Consider the following 17379-nt stretch of genomic DNA (forward strand, 5'->3'; position numbering starts at 1 on the left):
TTTTGAGTCGCTATTTTTCATTGAACATAGAAGCCATTCCATAAATATTTGGAATGGCTTTCTTTTTTATGGTTAGTGGCTTTTACTGAGAAATACATGAGTATTCTCCTCTATATTTAAATGATTTTCTTCAACAATCTTTGTTTGTTTTATTTCATCACTTTTAAATGGGACTAATAAAATAATGATCATTAATAATCCTACGATTGAAGCGATGACCACTCCAAACATTTTTTCATTCTCACTCATTTTGTGTTAGTTAAGTTCGTTCATTTAGATATACACACACTCTGAATATACATTTCTTATGAAGTAAGGATGCTTTTTATTCAGATAAATAATTTACTCTTGCAATAACTGAAGAGTATTAAAATTATTTTAAGTACCTGTATTACCATTTATAGGTGATTAGTATCAACAAAAAAAGGAAGCAATGCCTCCTTTCTTTTAAATATTATATTAATTACTACCTTGTTTATTATCCTACTCACTTATATCTAATGTTATAAAATGTCACCTTTGTTCGTCAGAAAAAATTAAAAAAGTTACATCATCTTTAAATTGGACTTCCTTATCTTCCAATAAGGTCTCTATTTCACTTCTATTTATTTTATTAGGGAATGATAGTTTTTCTTTGACTCCATCTGTACTTAAGCCTACAATATTCTGGTAAGTTGCTTCATATATTTCTGTATGTTCATGCAACCATTCTTTATATGAGTTAGATAAATGGTAACAGATATAATCAGGTCTATTATTATAATCATAGTACTGAAGTTGATGATCAATCATTACATAACCATCCCCTGCCACCAAAACCCATACTTTTTTTTGTTTTTTATCTACTAACATCAATAATAGAGTGCTTGCCAATTCACTATATTCTAATAATAAAGATTGTTGTATTCTCTTTAATTGAATAAAAAAGGAATGCGTGATATGTAACCCTAATGAAGAAAGGGAATAACTATCTAATAAATCAACTCCCAATAAATCTGTTTGGTTAGGGATACCCAAAGATATCTTCTTTAAGATCTTGGAAAATAAGGTGGATGCGAAGTAAGCTTCTTTTCCTGAAGAACATCCATCCATAACAGCTAACAAAACAATATCTTCATTAAGGTGCTTATAGAAATAGGCGTCTTCGTTATGGTTAGCATGTGATGTTCCTTTTTTATAATAAACCTTCATATTATTTTTATTTATATAAGGGTTTTTTATTCCTTTTTCCCCTATTAGTAATGAAAGAATATTTTAAAATTGATTTTATTACACTAGATTTAATTAAAACGAAATGGATATTAAAATGAATAAACAAGAAATCTCTCAACTACTTAATCAGCTTGATTTACACCAAGCCAAAGACCAACTTTATCCATTGGTTTATAATAATCTGCATGATATTGCTGAAAAGCTATTTAGAAGAGAAAGAAGTGATCACACATTACAACCTACATTATTAGTAAATGAAGCTTACATGAATCTTGTCGATCAAGATCATATCAATTGGCAAGGAAAATCACACTTTTTTGCTGTAGGTGCTCAAGCTATCCGTAGAATTTTAGCACAACACGCTAGAACAAAAAATGCAATAAAAAGAGGCGGTGGTGCTCATGCTTTAGAACTAGAAGAAGGAATTGCTTTTACGCCTGAAAAAGAGGGAATGATCCTTGACATTCATGAAGGTTTAGAACAACTAGAAAAAGTACATGCCCGACAAGCACAAGTGGTAGAACTTAAATTCTTTGGTGGTTTTAAAATGCAAGAAATTGCAAATGAATTAGGCGTTTCTATTAAAACGGTTGAAGTCGATTGGAAAATTGCTAAGGCTTGGCTAAAGAAGTTTATGAAGAGTGATATTTGATTTGAATACTTATTAATGGATAAAAATTTACATGAACAAGCTTCTGACATTCTAGCAAAAGTAATTGATCTTCCTAAAGAAGAAGCTTTACAATTGATTACAGAACAATGTAAAGGAAATACTTTATTAGAGCAGGAAGTACTTTCTCTATATCAGGAATTCACGGTTATTCCTCACCAAAAAAAGGAAAATAAAAAAAGTCAACCAAGGGTTGTTGTACCAGTAAAATCTTTATTAGAAAAAACAGAGATTTTAACACGAGTGAGCAACTTTGCATTATCCAAAAAAAGTGGTCGCTTATTATTAATTATCACTGTTTTAATAGCACTTTCAATTTTAGGTGTTTTTATCCGAAAAGGGGTCTATAATAGCATTTTCTCCAATGTTTTAGAAGATAGAACAGCTTTATTAAATGCCAATGCAACAATATTATATGACTGGATAAATAATGAAAAAGAGAAAATTGATTTGTACGCCTCATCCAAAGCGATTAGAGAAGTTGCACTTCGGTTGGATAGTATTGGACATTTAAATATCCCAGAAAAACAAAAAGACAAATTACTTCTTCCGTTATCTGTTAGACTAAAAGAAATTGCAAGGGTTCTCAAGGTTGAAGACTTCGGGATAATTGATAAGAACACCCCTAAAATCATATTAAATACATTCAGTTCAACAGACTCTTCATTGTCATTTATCAATAAGACTCAACTTACCAAAGAGTTTTATGATTATCATTTAAGGTTAAAAAAGGGTGAAACGATATTTTTTAAGCCCATTCATAATGAGAATATTTTATACAATGGTGAGTCCATCTACCAATATTCAGATTGTGGTGTAGTGGCACCAATTTATGATAACAATGGCGAAATCATTTCCTTTTTATACTATGCTACTTGGGCGCAAAATGAATTTTCTAATCTATTTAAACCAAGTCAATATGGGTCTTCATCACAGCTTTATGCTATAGATGAAAAAGGTAGAATGATTTCAGAAAGTAGGTTTACAAAAGAAATTAGCCAAGTGTTATCCTTAGATACCTTAGAGACAATTACTAGTATCTATTATGTATATGTACAAAACCCAGGAGTAAATCTTATGCAAGGTGAAGTTCCAAAAGACAATAAGAATAATTGGAATTTTACTGCCCCTCTTCTAGCAATAAGTGATTACTTGGAAAATAAATCACAGCCTTCTACAGGTCAGATTGATTATGTATACAAAGATTATCGAGGTGTAGAAGTAATAGGAGCATATATGTGGTTAGATGATTTAGAAATAGGTCTTATTTCAGAAATTGATGAAAAGGATGCTATGGAGTTTCTTTCTAAGATAGATCTACTCTTTGGGGTACTTTATGCTATTATTATCATTCTCTTATTTCTCCTATATCACTCGAATATCACTATAATTAAATACAATAAGAAGATTATAGAATTGGGTAAGCTAGGGCAATATCATATTATTGATAAAATTGGCGAAGGTGGTTTCGGAGAAGTCTACAAAGCAGAACATCAACTATTAAAGATGCCTGTTGCAATAAAAGTCCTTAAAAAAGAATTAGCTACCGAAGAAGCTATACAACGTTTTGAAAAGGAAGTAAAAATCACCTCTTCATTAAAACATCCAAACACAATTAAGGTCTATGATTTTGGTACATCTCCAGAAGGAAACTTCTATTATGTTATGGAGTTTATTGATGGTATTACTTTAACAAAAGCCTTAGAAATTCATCAACCATTCCCAATTTCTCGCTTAATATATGTCTTAAAAGAAGTTTGCTATAGTCTTAGAGAAGCACATCAGCATCACCTTGTGCATAGGGACATAAAACCGATGAATATCCTTCTTACACAACAAGGAGGAGCTGTAGATCAGGTAAAATTATTAGATTTTGGACTTGTTAAGGATTTAGAGAAGGAAGAACAAACACAATTGCATAAAATTGGGGGAACACCCATGTATATGGCACCAGAAAGGTTAAGAGATCCCTATAATAATGACACAAGGGTTGATATTTATTCTCTTGGTGCTTTAGGCTTGTATATGCTTAGTGGCAAGTTTTTAGTAGAACTTATTTCTCAGAAAGTCATGTCTGGAGAAGATACGATTCAAGGAAATTTTAGAGATAAGTTAATTGACCGAACGGATGTACCAGAACAACTAAAGGAACTCCTTTTATCGTGTATTCGTTTTGATCCCGAGAAAAGGATTCAGTCTGTTGAAGAAATGATTGACATTCTTGAGGAATTAGCAATTAACTACCCTTGGCATAAAGAAGAAGCCGAAAAATGGTGGAAAAAATATGATGTTTATTAATCAATCAAAATAACTATTATAACCCATGAGTATTGACAAAGCATATAATGTTTGGGCCAAACAATATGATACCAACAAAAATAGAACGCGAGATTTAGATCAAAAATCAACCATTGAAACCTTATCAAGATTCCCCTTCTCCAATGTATTAGAATTGGGATGTGGTACAGGTAAGAATACAGCATGGCTAATCAAAAAAGCAGATTCCATTGTTGGTTTTGATTTTTCAGAGGAGATGTTGAAAGTTGCAAAAAGCAAGGTACAATCTGACCATGTTAGCTTTCAACAAGCTGATTTAAATAATGACTGGGAAATTGATAACAACGCTGTTGACCTGATCACCTCTAGCCTTACGCTTGAACACATCAAAAATTTAGACCATATTTTCCATCAAGCAAGTAAGAAGCTGAGCGACAATGGTTACTTTTTTATTAGTGAACTACACCCTTTCAAACAATACGTAGGTACTAAAGCTAGGTATGAAACAGAAGAAGGTATACAAGAATTAGAAGTTTACATCCATCATATTTCTGAGTTTATTACTAACGCAGAAAGCAATGGATTTAAAATGGTAGAATTAAAAGAGTGGTTCGATGGAGAAACTGAGAATGAAATTCCTCGATTAGTTTCATTTGTTTTTATAAAAACCCCTACTTCTTAATTACTGAAAAACAAGTTCAAAATTAGCCGATTCAAAATGTTGGTTAAGTTCTTTATGAACATCATCTTTTACTTGTCTCATTTGATCAAGAAAGACCATCTCCTGATCTAATTGCACATAGGCTACTACAAAAAAGTTAGTCCCCAATTTTGTAATAAATAGATCATGGTCTTGATATAAATCCGGTAAAGAGTCCGAGATAATTGTTTCAATTTTTTCTCGATACTCCTTATGTTGAATTACTCCTCCGCCTAATTCAATAGCTGCATCTCTGATAATTTGAAAAGGCGTATTTATCATTGATAAACACATAAGTAAGACAATAATTGAATCTCCGATATATAGTAAAAAGCTAAATGGACTATCAGTAGCAATCATTGAAAATACAATAAGTGCTAAACCAGAAAAAACAGATAGCATGGCATCAATTTTCAATGATTGCAACTCAACATTTAGAATATCACTACTCCCATTCACTTTTTTATTCTGGAGATAAATAAAAAGCATCATCCCTACAGAAAGAGTTGTCATTGATAAAATATAGATAAGGATTGAAGAAGTATCGATAATATCAATCGATGCCCCTTTCAAGTAATCGATAATCTTTATTGAATTCTGAAACAAGGCAGAGACTATAATCCCCAAAATAAGTATGCCCTTAAATAGAATAAAAAAGGCTTCATAAGCATAACTCCCAAATGGGAAAGTTGCTGTTTTTCTATGTTTTGCTTTTGAAATAAACTCTGCAAGGACTGTCACCAAACAAGCAATAAAGGAAAAGTTTCCATCCAACAACAAGGCTTCAGAAGAAGTAATGCTATATGCAATCCATCCACCAATGGCCATTAATAAATTAACAATTGCTCCTATTCTAAGAGTTTTAACTTCTACAGATTGATTTTGTTGGAATGAATTCATTGTTTAGTTATTTCTTTGAGAAGGGAAATTATACTTCAGATTCCCTATTTCAAACATAAATATATACAGATGTCGCAATCATTTAATTGAAATAGTTATTTCATTAGTTTCTCATCTATTATTTATGAATAAATTTTCTAAATGTTGACGGAGAACATTCCTTTATTTGTTTAAAAGTCCGATTAAATTGGCTCACACTTTCAAAACCAACTTCATAACAGACCTCACTTATCGATAAATCAGAATGTTTAATTAGGTGACAGGCTTGTTCTATTCTAAATTGATGTAGATAGTGAATAAAACTTATTCCCTTGACATGTTTAAACCAACGACAAAAAGAGGTTTTCGTCATATTAACGATTGAAGCTATTTCATCGATTCTAATCGTTGATGAATACTTTTGAAATATATATTGATGAATTTTATCCAATCGATCATTCCCTTGTAGATTGATGTCTCTACTTAACATATAAGGAATAACATCACTTTCAACAGACTTTAAATGATGTAAGATAAGCACAAGATCAGTAAACCAAAGATAACTTTCTTTCTTAGCCAACAACTGGGAGAAAAGTGGAGAGATACTCTGGTAAATATTCAGAAAGGAAATACCACTTCCCTTTGAAATAAATGAAGTTAATAGTTGATTGAGTTCTGGTATGCTCTTAAAATGTTCTTGATTAAAATGGACTACAATGGCTTCTACTTCATTAACCTCCTTAGAAGAAACCCATTGATGAGGCACGTTGGGTTCAATCAAAACCACATCACCTTCTTCAAAAGTCGTTACAGCATCTCCTATAAATCGTAAACCCTGCCCTTTTTTAATTAAGGTCAATTCTATTTCTGGATGATAATGCCAATAGGGTACAAAAGAATCCTGTTGAATATGATATACCCCAATTGAAGCATCATTTTGTTGTAAGTACTCTCTTTTTGCTCTCATATCAGACAATATTATCAATTATAATCCAAAAATAAATTATTTAATGATAATATATGCATAGTTATTGAAAATTACTACATAGCATTCATCCTCTACCTAAAGTACTTTTGAAGTACTAAATAAATAAAGTCTGATATGAAAAAAGTAATAGCACCTATTGCCATAATCTTAGGTTTAAATGCATGTAGTGAGATGGAAGAAACAAAAAACAATTTCAATAAAGTACAATTTGGTGATGCACAACCAAAAGGTTGGATATACGAGCAAATGCACCATGATTTAACGGATGGTTTTGTGGGGCATTTAGATGAAATGGTTCCCGATCTTATTATCGAAGATGATATCTATGGTAAAGACCGACTGACAAAAAAAGTAAAATCTAAAGATGTAGGTGCTGTAAATAGTGAAGGTGAATGGAATGTGCAGTTTCTATGGTGGAATTCAGAAACTCAATCTAATTGGTGGGATGGTTTTATCAGACATGCCTTACTCACTAATGATAAAAAATCAATTAACAGGGTTGTCAACTATGTTGAAGGTAAGCTAGCCACACAAGATCCTGATGGATATATCGGTGTATATGCTGATGACCTACGTTATGACCATACCACTGAAAATGGTGAATTATGGGCACAAGCCTCTTTATTTAGAGGTTTATTAGCTTATTATGAAGCAACAGATGATCAAAAAGTTTTGGATGCTATTATCAAGGCCGTAGATGTAACTATGAAAGCGTACCCCATTGGTAATTCTACGCCATTTAAAACAGATAAACCTTTTGCAGGTGTAGGCCATGGTTTAACTTTTACAGATATCTGTGTTCAATTATTTGATATCACAGGAGATCAAAAGTATATCGATTTTGCAAAGTTTTTATTCGATGATTATAATCTACATCAAATGGCTGAGGAAGACATTCTACTCAAAAACTTGAGTGATAAAAATTATCAATTCGCAGGGCATGGTGTACATACCTACGAACATTTGAGAAGTTTAGCTCTACTGGCTTTTACGACTCAGGAAGAAAAGTATAAACAAGGATATCAGCAATATTTAGAAAAGTTAGCGACGGTAACCTCGATTAGTGGTGGTCCAATTGGAGACGAATGGGTTTTTGGTAGACATGCCAATGCAGACAGTACTGGTTATGAATACTGCTCTCTCCAAGAACTTCTAGACAGCTATGCCTTAATTAAAGCATATGATCATAATAGTCGCTGGGGAGATAAAATGGAGTGGTTATTATTTAATGCTGCTCAAGGAGCTAGACATCCGGAGCATTCGTCTATTGCTTATTGTAAAAGTGACAACTCCTATTCTATGTGTGGACACATTAATGCGAAGGAAGATCAACACTCTAAAGAAAATAGATATAAGTATTCACCAGTTCATAAAGACATTGCGGTATGTTGTGCCCCAAATGCTGGTAGAATCTATCCTTACTATATCCAAAATATGTATTCCACCCAAGGTAATGTTCTTGCGGTTGATTTATATGGTCCAAGTCAGTTCACAACTCAAGTAAATAAAGAAGATGTTGTCATAAAACAAATTACTGAATACCCTGCCAGTGATAAAATTCATCTACATGTGAATGGAAGTTCTGATTTTACTCTTTCATTAAGAGTACCTACATGGGCAAAACATTTTACTATTAATGGTCAATCACAAAAAGCCGATGAAAGTGGTTATGTCAATATCCAAAAAGACGCTGGTGATCAGGTTTATGAGATTTCAATGGGCTTTGAAGCGGAGATTTCAAATGATAAACAACAAGGAAATTATGTTTCCTACGGTCCATTATTATTTGCCTTACCGTTTGAAGGTAAAGCTGAAGTAGTGAAAACTTGGACTACAGATAAATTCATTGATGAAAAGGTTGCCTATACTGATGATGCTAAAACAACTCTTGAATTGGTAAAAAATTCTAAAATTGATGTAATCAAAAAAGAGAATGAGGAAGATCCTTTTAAAAGCATTCAACTAAAAGTAAATTTCACTGATAAAAACGGAAATACTGTTAACGAATTCATGTTGCCACTAGGAGCAACTGTCTTAAGAAAATCTGTTTTTTAATTTTCCCCAACCATAATCATTATCATCAACTGAACTCGCACATTATGCAACTAAAAAAAGTAATAAGCAGTGTCTTATTAGGTAGTGTACTATTTTCATGTGGCAACCCTAAGAAAGGGATGGAAGATGTACAGCCTCCAAATATTATTTACATCATGTCTGATGACCATGCCTATCAAGCCATCAGTGCCTATGACTCTACATTAATCCATACTCCTAACATTGATAGAATTGCTAATGAAGGTATGCGGTTTGATCAAGCTTATGTTACAAATTCGATTTGTTCTCCAAGTAGAGCTGTAACATTGACTGGTAAAATGAGTCATCTTAACTCGGTTAAAGATAATCTCGACATTTTTGATACCACACAGGTTACTTTACCTATGTATTTAAAGAAGGCGGGTTACGAGACTGCAATTATAGGAAAATGGCATTTAAAATCTACTCCTCAAGGTTTTGATCATTGGGAGGTATTACCCGACCAAGGAGATTACTACCAACCTGATTTTAGAACACCTAAAGGTATGATCCAAGAAGAAGGCTATGTTACTGATATCATCACAGACAAAGCCATCGATTACCTTGAAGAGAAAAAAGGAAAAGACGAACCCTTTATGTTAATGGTTCACCACAAAGCCCCTCATAGAGAATGGATGGCTGCAATGGAACATTTAGATGCATTTCATGGTGAAAAAATCAAAGAGCCTACCACTCTTTTTGATACTTATGAAGGAAGAGGAACAGCTGCAAAAGAAGCAGAAATGCGCATTTCTGATCATATGGGACTTACCAATGACAATAAAATCTCTCCAGACGTAAGAGACAAAACGAACCACTCTCCTTTTATGGGATGGTACGATTGGGCTTATAATAAAAACATCGATCGTATGACCGATGAGGAGAAAGAAAAATGGGAAGAAGTCTATGGGCCGATTAATAAAAACTTCCAAAAGATAAATCCCAAAGGCAAGAACCTGACGAGATGGAAATATCAACGCTATATGCAAGATTACCTTGGTACCCTTCTTAGTGTAGATGATAATATCGGACGTCTTTTAGACTATTTAGATGAGACAGGGTTATCAGAGAATACTATTGTAGTTTATACTTCAGATCAAGGCTTCTACTTAGGAGAACATGGTTGGTTTGATAAAAGATTTATGTATGAACAATCTTTTAGAACTCCTCTTATGATTAGATGGCCAGAACACATACATGCGGGTGCTGTAAATAAGGAATTAGTTCAAAATATTGACTATGCACCTACTTTTCTAGAAGCTGCAGGGGTTGATATTCCAGAAGAAATGCAAGGAGAATCATTACTTCCTTTATTTGAAGATAAAACAGATAAATGGAGAGATGCTTTGTATTACCATTATTATGAATATCCAGGTATTCATGGTGTAAAAAGACATTATGGTATAAAAACCAAGCGTTACAAACTTATTCATTTCTATTATGATGTTGATGACTGGGAACTGTATGACCTAGATCAAGATCCTAATGAAATGAACAATGTGTATAATAGTCCTAAGTATGCTTCGGTTAAGATGTCATTACATAAAAAGTTAGATCAGTTAAGAGAAGAATATTTAGATTCAGATGCTCTTACTCAACAAATGCTGAAAGCCGATTTAGAAAGGCTTAGAAAACTTGAAGAAAAAAAATAATTATAATCCCTACTGTTTTTAGAATAGTAGGGTTTTTATTTGATCAATTGTTCTAGATTTGTATTGCATTTATCTAAAATAATAATGGATCAGTTAGAAATAAAATTACTCCTTTCGGCTTTCACAATTGTTTCTGGTTTGATTATTCAAAGTATTACCTCGAAATACCTAAAGAAAATTACGGAAACAAAAGGCTTCTCAGAACATCGAAAAATATATGTAACAAACTTCTTCGGGTTATTGTATTTTATCCTTGGATTTATTCTAATGCTATTTATCTGGGATGTATCCTTAAAAGGGTTATCTGTATTTGTCACCTCTATATTTACAATCTTTGCTGTTGCGTTTGTTGCTCAATGGTCGATGCTAAGTAATATTACAGCATCATTGGTCTTGTTTTTTGCCTATCCATTCAAAATTGGAGATTATATTAGAATTCAAGATGGGGGTGAAAACTCTATCGAAGGTGAGATTGTCAATATCACATTATTCAATATCCGTATTAAAGATGCCGATAATGTATATACATCCTACCCTAATAACTTGGCCATTCAAAAGCCGATAAAGAAAATGAAAAAACCTTCAAAAAAGAAAGCTGTTATACCCACAGAAGAGAATAAGACTAACGAAGAGTCTATTTAAAATATAGCAAACCGGTAAGCCAACACTTACCGGTTTTTTTATCAACTAATTATTACGATAAATCGGTTGATAACTACAACGTAGACCTCCGCCGAAATAATTGGCTTTTCTAAACGAAGTTTCATACACCTTAATCCCCAACTTTCGTACTCTATTGCTAACCTCTGGGAAAGCATCTGACAGAATAACAGTATGTGGGTCTACTACCATACCATTAGTAGCCATTCTTTGAGCTTGCTGAGGGGAAACTTCTACCCATTTATACGACTTAAGTGATTCAGGTAAAGAATCAATATTTTCAAAATCATCATAACAGATAATTCCTTGGTGATCGTTGATCAACATCATAGCACAGTCTAAGTGTAGTACATGTTTTTTCAACTTTATCGCATGTACTGTGTAATCACGTCCTAGTTCCTTTCTAAGCCATTCGATACCTTTCTCATTGGAAGCATTCCCTGAAATACCTACATATACTTCTCTTCCATTGACAAACACATCCCCACCTTCTAAATAAGCGTTATCCTTATGGTATCCTGCTTTTAAAGGTGGCATATTTACTATAGTACCTTCATATTTTTTGGCAAGATCTAGAAGAATTCTTCTATAGTTGCCTGTTTCTTGTCTTCTTGATTCCGTATTCATATTGGCAACAATCATTTTATCACCTATAGTAATGATTGGATCTCTAGAGTAATTTTGAGTGGTCGTCATTGTTTCAAATTCAATAACCTCAGGACGTCTCACTTTTACACCTAATGATTTTACTAGTTCCACAAACTTTTCTTGTTCATCGAAATATTCCTGATCATCTTTTGGGTAAACATCTTCGATATTTTTATTCTCAAACTTTTTCATGTACTGAAAAGCACTATCAGATATATATGGAAAATGATTTCTTAGTGAAATATCAATAGCAGGTAATTGTAACGTTCCTGGTACCCATCTACCTATTACAACTTCTTTTAATTCTCCCCACTCATAGTTGTTTTGAATGGTATTTGACTTAAAGGATCTGTCTTTTAATTCTTCAGCTAAAATATTAAATGCCATTAATCCAACAGCAAAGAATAAGAACGCATAGATATACTTAGTCATTTTCTTCATAATACTTAGATCTTTTGATGTTCATTAGTAGAAGGGAAAATTAAAGTGAAAACCCCTATTCCATCTGAATATTTTTTTGGACTAATCTTTCTAATCATTGAGCTGATATTCCCAACGCTTAACCGAAATGAGGCCGACATTTGTATTGTAAGATTTACTAAAGACATTACTCTTTCTAACACTATGAAGATCCATAAAGAAATAACAATACATGCTAATGCTGATAAAGTTTGGTCCATTTTCGCAGATGACTTTCATAATGTAAGCAATTGGCTTACTCAGATTTCAGCCTCAAAAGCGTTAGAGCATCAAGCAATAACAGATGCACCTGTAAGTGGAAGAATTTGTGACATTACTTCTAAGCCTAATGGACCTCAGGCTATAGAAAAAATCACCTATTACAATGCCAATAACTATCATTTTGAGTTTGAAGTTACATTCAATAATACTCCAAGTGCGTTGCCCGTAGTAAAAAATCATGTGAAGGTAAAAATTGATATTATTGACTTGAATACTTCTCGACTAACATGGGATAGTGATATTACTTTAAAGTTTTTAGGGAAATTAATTTCGCCATTAGTTAAAATTGGAATATCAAAATCGTTTGATGAACTATTGGATGACTTCCAATATTTTGTTGAAAATGACACTCCTCATCCTAGAAAGTTAGTCCAACTTGAGAAAAATAAACTTAGCGCTTAAACTATACAATTATGATCGTCAATAGAGAACATTTTGATATTGGAGGAAAGGTTATCTTAGAAAAAGTGGCATTTCGTCCCCCTTTCAAAATCAGTACAGATATGGTAAATGAAGCTTGTTTTCTTCATATTATCAAAGGAACCTCAAAATTATTTCTTCCCGAAAGACACATAGATTTAAATGACTCTGATAGTCTATTTTTAAAATGCAGTACTTATATGAATGCTTGGCAAGAAAAAAAGGAAGATCAAGTCAATGAAGCATTGTTAGTACACATTTATCCTGAAATATTAGATAAAATATTTGATCAGCAGCTCCCTTCTTTTCTAAAGGGTAAGGAAGGTGTAAAACACTCTTCAGCAGAAAAGATAAAGATTTCTATTATGATTGAGAATTACATAGAAAGTCTGCTCTTTTATTTTAATCAACCTTCTATAGTGACAGAGGAACTTGTAGAAATTAAGGTAAAAGAATTGCTTCTTCTATTAGTAAATTCTCACTATTCTGACAACCTAGAAGGGATCTTCAGTAATCTTTTCACCCCAAATGAGTACAAATTTAAAGAATTAATAGATACACATCTTTTTGAAGATTTAAGCATTCAAGATTATGCAGACATTGCTGGCATGAGCTTATCTACCTTTAAAAGGCGTTTTCAAATGATATATAAGATAAGTCCAAAAAAATATATTAATAACAGGAGGCTAGAAAAAGCAAAACAGCTTCTGCTAAATACTGAAGACAGAATCTCTGACATCGCTTATGATTGCGGTTTTAACGATGTAGGATACTTTTCAAAGACATTCAATTCGCATTTTAATTGCAGTCCCAGTTTTTATAGGAAAACTGAAGTACAAGCAGCATTCAATTAAGATAAAAAACAACGAGTAGTAATTATATACATCTTTCACAGCTTCTGAGAAAGATGTTTTTTTGCTTTATAAAAATTAAAAGCTACCAATATGAAAGGTGAAGATCCTCTACATATTAATAGCTTTTTCTGTAATTCATCGATTGATGATATAAATATATGAATTACAATACTTTAATTATATTATTATTTAAAGATATTAAATCAATTTTTCATCACAAGAATTTTTTTTGAGTAAACCTACATAAATAAAAATAGGACTATTTCCTTTCGAAAACAGCCCTATCATGTTGTTTTTATGGTTATGAATATACTTTAATACATTTCAATTACATTCCCTCTGTAAGTGCTTTTACAAATTTGTTCTCAGGGTAAAATTCCTTTAAGATTACTTTAATCACAGTATATACTGGGATAGCTGCAATTAAACCAACAACTCCGAAAAGAATACCAAAGACCATAATCACTAAGAAAATTTCTAATGGATGTGAGTTGACACTTTTTGAGAAAATAATCGGTTGTGAGAAGTTATTATCTATAAATTGAACACCGAAATATCCAATAAATACTTTCACTAATTCCGGTAGAATGCCTGTCTTAAATTCCATATCTAAGTGTTCTGACATGGCTAATATTGCCATAATGATAATACTGATTGCAGGACCTACATAAGGAATAATATTTAATACAGCACAGATAAATGCAATTACTGCGGCATTCTTCACACCTATAATTAATAATGTAACCATATACATTACAAATAATAAGAAGCACTGAATAGCTAAACCAATAAAATACCTTGAAAGAAGCGTTTTAATTTTCATCAATGAACTTTTAAAACCAGTTCTCGAATCTTGTGGGACGAAAGAAGTAAAAAAGGTAATAATGCTATCACTTTCTTTAATTAAGAAGAAACTTATAAATATAGTTGAGAATAATCCCATACTAAAAGAACCAACTCCTTGTAAGATTCCATTAAATATTTGAGGAGAGTTTTTAAGCTTTTTCATAATTTCCTCACCAAGATGTAAACCTGATAAGTCAATACCATATTCTTTTAATGCCACATTAATTTGGTTGAATGTAGACATGATATTTTGTTCAAAACTATCTAATTCCACCAATTTCAAATTTCTTGCTTCTTGAGTTATTAATGGAATAAATGAGCTTAGAAAGCCTAAAATTAATATTAAGAATAAAGTGATTGTTGCGAACATCGCTAACGTATTAGACATGTTCAGTTTTTTCTTAAAAAATGATTTTACTGGGTGAGCAATCAATGCGATTACTGCTGATGTGAATACATAGATAAGTACTGATTGTAACAAATAGACCATATAAAGCCCTATTCCAATAAATACCAATTTTTTTAAAGCATCTAATAAGCCTTTGGATATATCTTTATAATTAAAGGAATTTTCCATATTGTACTAAATAAAAATTAAGAGCTACGAAAAAATATCATTTGATAATTGTTCTTTTAAGAAACGACTTTTCTTCTTTTAATTCTTTCAGTATCTGTCTTTTCGATTATACATATCGCTTCTGATTGATGTACTATTTTAAGTTTTATAGAATTTCTTAAATCTTGAATTAGGATATAAAAAAAAATTATTTTATTTTTGACCTATCAGTCAAATATTAGACTTTAACTTAATTACTCATGATCAACAAACGTATTTTAACTTTATTATCCATCTTATCTTTTTTCCTACTATCTGTAAGTTCTTTTGCTCAAGAGGCAAAGATTTATGAGAAGTATGGTGTAACTGTAGAAACACTTCAACCAGGTTTATCGGAAGGTGATCAAGCTTTTTTATTTAAAGGAAAGGATCAAGACGGTAAGACTTACCAACTAAAAGATGCATTAAAGAAAGGACCAGTAGTCGTTAACTTCTTTAGAGGTAGTTGGTGTCCATACTGCACAAAGCATCTAATGAATGTACAAGATTCTTTAGGAATGATTGAAGCTGCAGGTGCTACTTTTGTTGCTGTAACTCCTGAAAATCAGGAACGATTTGCAAAACTAGTAGAAAAGAAAGGGTTAACCTTTGAAATGGTTGAAGACAGTAAACTAGACATCATGAATGGCTTTAAAGTCACTTTTGATGTAAATCAAGGATATCAAGATATGCTAAAAAAATATGAAAATGATTTAACCGTTACCAATAGTATTAAAAGGGCATCACTACCAGTGCCTGCTACATATATTATTGCACAAGACGGAACCATTATCAAGAGGCATTATGACCCTAACTATACTGAGCGAATGAGTGTAAAAGATATTCTTTCTACACTACAGGCTCAATAGTAAAAAATTTATCAGTTAAGTATTAGTCAGTTGTAATACTCTCATTAGTTATCAATTCGGGACAAAAACATTGATAAAAATTACATTTTGAGAGTTGAATACCCTAGAGGCCTTACTTCTAGGGTATTCCTTTTTTAGATGGCTCCTAGCTTTGGATTATATATCACCAAATCTATGTGATAAAAAGAGCCATGATTAAATTGTTGATGCTTATAATTAACAATGAATTTACACCCATTATTCACTCCTGTAAAAGTTCCATCTTCCCCTCTAGCTTCTCTACTTAATTTCACATGAAAGTAATGTTTCAAAGAAGTGACAAATTTCTGTACTTCAGATTTAGTGAGAAGTTTAGGTGTCCCGGATTTTTCAGGTACAAATGATAAACTATAAATTACACCCTCATCATTTTTACCTGAAATCAGGTGGCCGTATTGCCCTCCAAATGATAAATTTGTATCAGAAACCTTATTAGACGGTAGAGCTTGTCCAATAACGTATCCTTTAAAATTAATTTGGGCATACAGTGACGATGAACATAATAATAGCAGTACAATTATTAATGATCGTAACATAATATGATAATAAAGTAGTTGGAAACATGTTATTGGGGAAGGCTACAATAGTAGACAAACATGTTTTGATTGTTATTCTTATCTAGCTGATAACATACTGATTGGTGTTGTGTAAGACACTTCTCCATTCGTATTGACCATCTTTAAACGATAAGTACCATGCTGTTCTGGAAGATCTACAGAATACTTGTGTTTGAAGTTAGACAAAGGATATGCCTCTACTTCTTCTACGTTTTCCCATTCCGTCACAGTGTTAGCTGCTTGTAGAACAAAAACCGAAATTGAGGATTCAGGAAGTGTTTCCCATCTTAATTCCCCTTTCTCATTCTTTAGATTAATCACTCCATTGTCATTACTCAATAAAGTGGTATTAGTAGTGTCGATTCGATGCATTGCATCATTACCAATGGCTGTTGCAAATACAAACAACATCATTGAAAGTGATAATAGTGATCGTAACATTTATCGTAATATTAATATGTAAAAAATTGTCTCGTCTGAGACTTAGGTTTCTCTATTTAGTGCAGTACTTTCTTTAGAAAAAACAAAAATGATTCCACTTTGAAATAAAACAATAGAGACGCACTAAAATCACTTTATCAAAAATTGGATAAAAACAGGATCCACTTGACACAATGTAATACAATAAAACCCTAAGAACTGATCTTTTAAAATCAATTATTGGGGTTAATACTGGAAATTTAGTCCCGAGAGTAAATC

17 protein-coding genes are annotated in these 17379 nt (G+C 32.2%); 9 read left to right on the plus strand and 8 right to left on the minus strand.

What is annotated here, in order from left to right; genetic code table 11:
- Positions 1 to 72: 72 nt before the first annotated feature.
- Both QL232_RS25955 and QL232_RS25960 read right to left on the minus strand, forming a co-directional pair.
- The gene (locus tag QL232_RS25955; protein WP_281616338.1) at positions 73 to 249 is read right to left on the minus strand and encodes a hypothetical protein; all 177 of its coding nucleotides are present in this window, start codon (positions 247 to 249) and stop codon (positions 73 to 75) included.
- A gap of 264 nt (positions 250 to 513) precedes the next feature.
- Complete coding sequence (locus tag QL232_RS25960; protein ID WP_281616339.1) at positions 514 to 1191, minus strand: protein phosphatase 2C domain-containing protein; 678 nt, start codon at positions 1189 to 1191, stop codon at positions 514 to 516.
- Between the two features lie 115 nt (positions 1192 to 1306).
- On the opposite strand from QL232_RS25960, the gene QL232_RS25965 reads away from it, so the two are divergent.
- The 3 genes from QL232_RS25965 to QL232_RS25975 are packed head-to-tail and all read left to right on the plus strand — an operon-like array spanning position 1307 to position 4841.
- Complete coding sequence (locus QL232_RS25965; protein WP_281616340.1) at positions 1307 to 1864, plus strand: sigma-70 family RNA polymerase sigma factor; 558 nt, start codon at positions 1307 to 1309, stop codon at positions 1862 to 1864.
- 15 nt (positions 1865 to 1879) lie between these two features.
- Positions 1880 to 4180, plus strand: coding sequence for a serine/threonine-protein kinase (locus tag QL232_RS25970; RefSeq protein WP_281616341.1), 2301 nt, complete (start codon positions 1880 to 1882; stop codon positions 4178 to 4180).
- A 25-nt stretch (positions 4181 to 4205) separates the two neighbouring features.
- The gene (locus QL232_RS25975; RefSeq protein WP_281616342.1) at positions 4206 to 4841 is read left to right on the plus strand and encodes a class I SAM-dependent methyltransferase; all 636 of its coding nucleotides are present in this window, start codon (positions 4206 to 4208) and stop codon (positions 4839 to 4841) included.
- On the opposite strand, the gene QL232_RS25980 is transcribed toward QL232_RS25975, so the two are convergent.
- Positions 4842 to 5759 carry a cation transporter gene (locus tag QL232_RS25980; protein WP_281616343.1) on the minus strand — a complete coding sequence of 306 codons (918 nt, stop codon included), beginning with the start codon at positions 5757 to 5759 and terminating at the stop codon, positions 4842 to 4844.
- 118 nt (positions 5760 to 5877) lie between these two features.
- Entirely contained in the window at positions 5878 to 6705 is an 828-nt protein-coding gene (locus tag QL232_RS25985) for an AraC family transcriptional regulator (RefSeq protein WP_281616344.1), read from the minus strand.
- A 135-nt stretch (positions 6706 to 6840) separates the two neighbouring features.
- Between QL232_RS25985 and QL232_RS25990 the strand changes: the two genes are divergently transcribed.
- From QL232_RS25990 to QL232_RS26000, 3 genes are all read left to right on the plus strand, one after another.
- On the plus strand, positions 6841 to 8781 hold the full coding sequence (locus QL232_RS25990; RefSeq protein WP_281616345.1) for a beta-L-arabinofuranosidase domain-containing protein: 1941 nt from the start codon (positions 6841 to 6843) through the stop codon (positions 8779 to 8781).
- Positions 8782 to 8825: 44 nt separating this feature from the next.
- The gene (locus QL232_RS25995) at positions 8826 to 10451 is read left to right on the plus strand and encodes a sulfatase (RefSeq protein ID WP_281616346.1); all 1626 of its coding nucleotides are present in this window, start codon (positions 8826 to 8828) and stop codon (positions 10449 to 10451) included.
- A gap of 84 nt (positions 10452 to 10535) precedes the next feature.
- The gene (locus QL232_RS26000) at positions 10536 to 11093 is read left to right on the plus strand and encodes a mechanosensitive ion channel domain-containing protein (RefSeq protein WP_281616347.1); all 558 of its coding nucleotides are present in this window, start codon (positions 10536 to 10538) and stop codon (positions 11091 to 11093) included.
- Between the two features lie 45 nt (positions 11094 to 11138).
- On the opposite strand, the gene QL232_RS26005 is transcribed toward QL232_RS26000, so the two are convergent.
- A complete protein-coding gene (locus tag QL232_RS26005) occupies positions 11139 to 12200 on the minus strand; it encodes an arginine deiminase family protein (protein ID WP_281616348.1) in 1062 nt (353 codons plus the stop codon).
- Between the two features lie 183 nt (positions 12201 to 12383).
- On the opposite strand from QL232_RS26005, the gene QL232_RS26010 reads away from it, so the two are divergent.
- Together QL232_RS26010 and QL232_RS26015 are read left to right on the plus strand one after the other, a co-directional pair.
- Entirely contained in the window at positions 12384 to 12902 is a 519-nt protein-coding gene (locus tag QL232_RS26010) for an SRPBCC family protein (RefSeq protein WP_281616349.1), read from the plus strand.
- A gap of 11 nt (positions 12903 to 12913) precedes the next feature.
- Complete coding sequence (locus QL232_RS26015; RefSeq protein ID WP_281616350.1) at positions 12914 to 13774, plus strand: helix-turn-helix domain-containing protein; 861 nt, start codon at positions 12914 to 12916, stop codon at positions 13772 to 13774.
- A 328-nt stretch (positions 13775 to 14102) separates the two neighbouring features.
- Here the strand turns inward: QL232_RS26015 and QL232_RS26020 are convergent, their stop codons facing one another.
- On the minus strand, positions 14103 to 15197 hold the full coding sequence (locus QL232_RS26020) for an AI-2E family transporter (protein ID WP_168882791.1): 1095 nt from the start codon (positions 15195 to 15197) through the stop codon (positions 14103 to 14105).
- Positions 15198 to 15436: 239 nt separating this feature from the next.
- Here QL232_RS26020 and QL232_RS26025 point away from each other — a divergent pair, with 239 nt between their 5' ends.
- Positions 15437 to 16084: a peroxiredoxin-like family protein gene (locus tag QL232_RS26025; protein WP_281616351.1), complete on the plus strand. Its 648-nt coding sequence runs from the start codon at positions 15437 to 15439 to the stop codon at positions 16082 to 16084.
- Positions 16085 to 16218: 134 nt separating this feature from the next.
- Here QL232_RS26025 and QL232_RS26030 read toward each other — a convergent pair whose 3' ends face one another.
- Complete coding sequence (locus QL232_RS26030; RefSeq protein WP_168882793.1) at positions 16219 to 16659, minus strand: hypothetical protein; 441 nt, start codon at positions 16657 to 16659, stop codon at positions 16219 to 16221.
- 78 nt (positions 16660 to 16737) lie between these two features.
- Positions 16738 to 17121: a hypothetical protein gene (locus tag QL232_RS26035; protein ID WP_281616352.1), complete on the minus strand. Its 384-nt coding sequence runs from the start codon at positions 17119 to 17121 to the stop codon at positions 16738 to 16740.
- Positions 17122 to 17379: the final 258 nt, after the last annotated feature.

This window comes from Flammeovirga sp. SubArs3, from assembly GCF_947387565.1.
GTDB classification, from domain to species: Bacteria; Bacteroidota; Bacteroidia; order Cytophagales; family Flammeovirgaceae; genus Flammeovirga; species Flammeovirga agarivorans.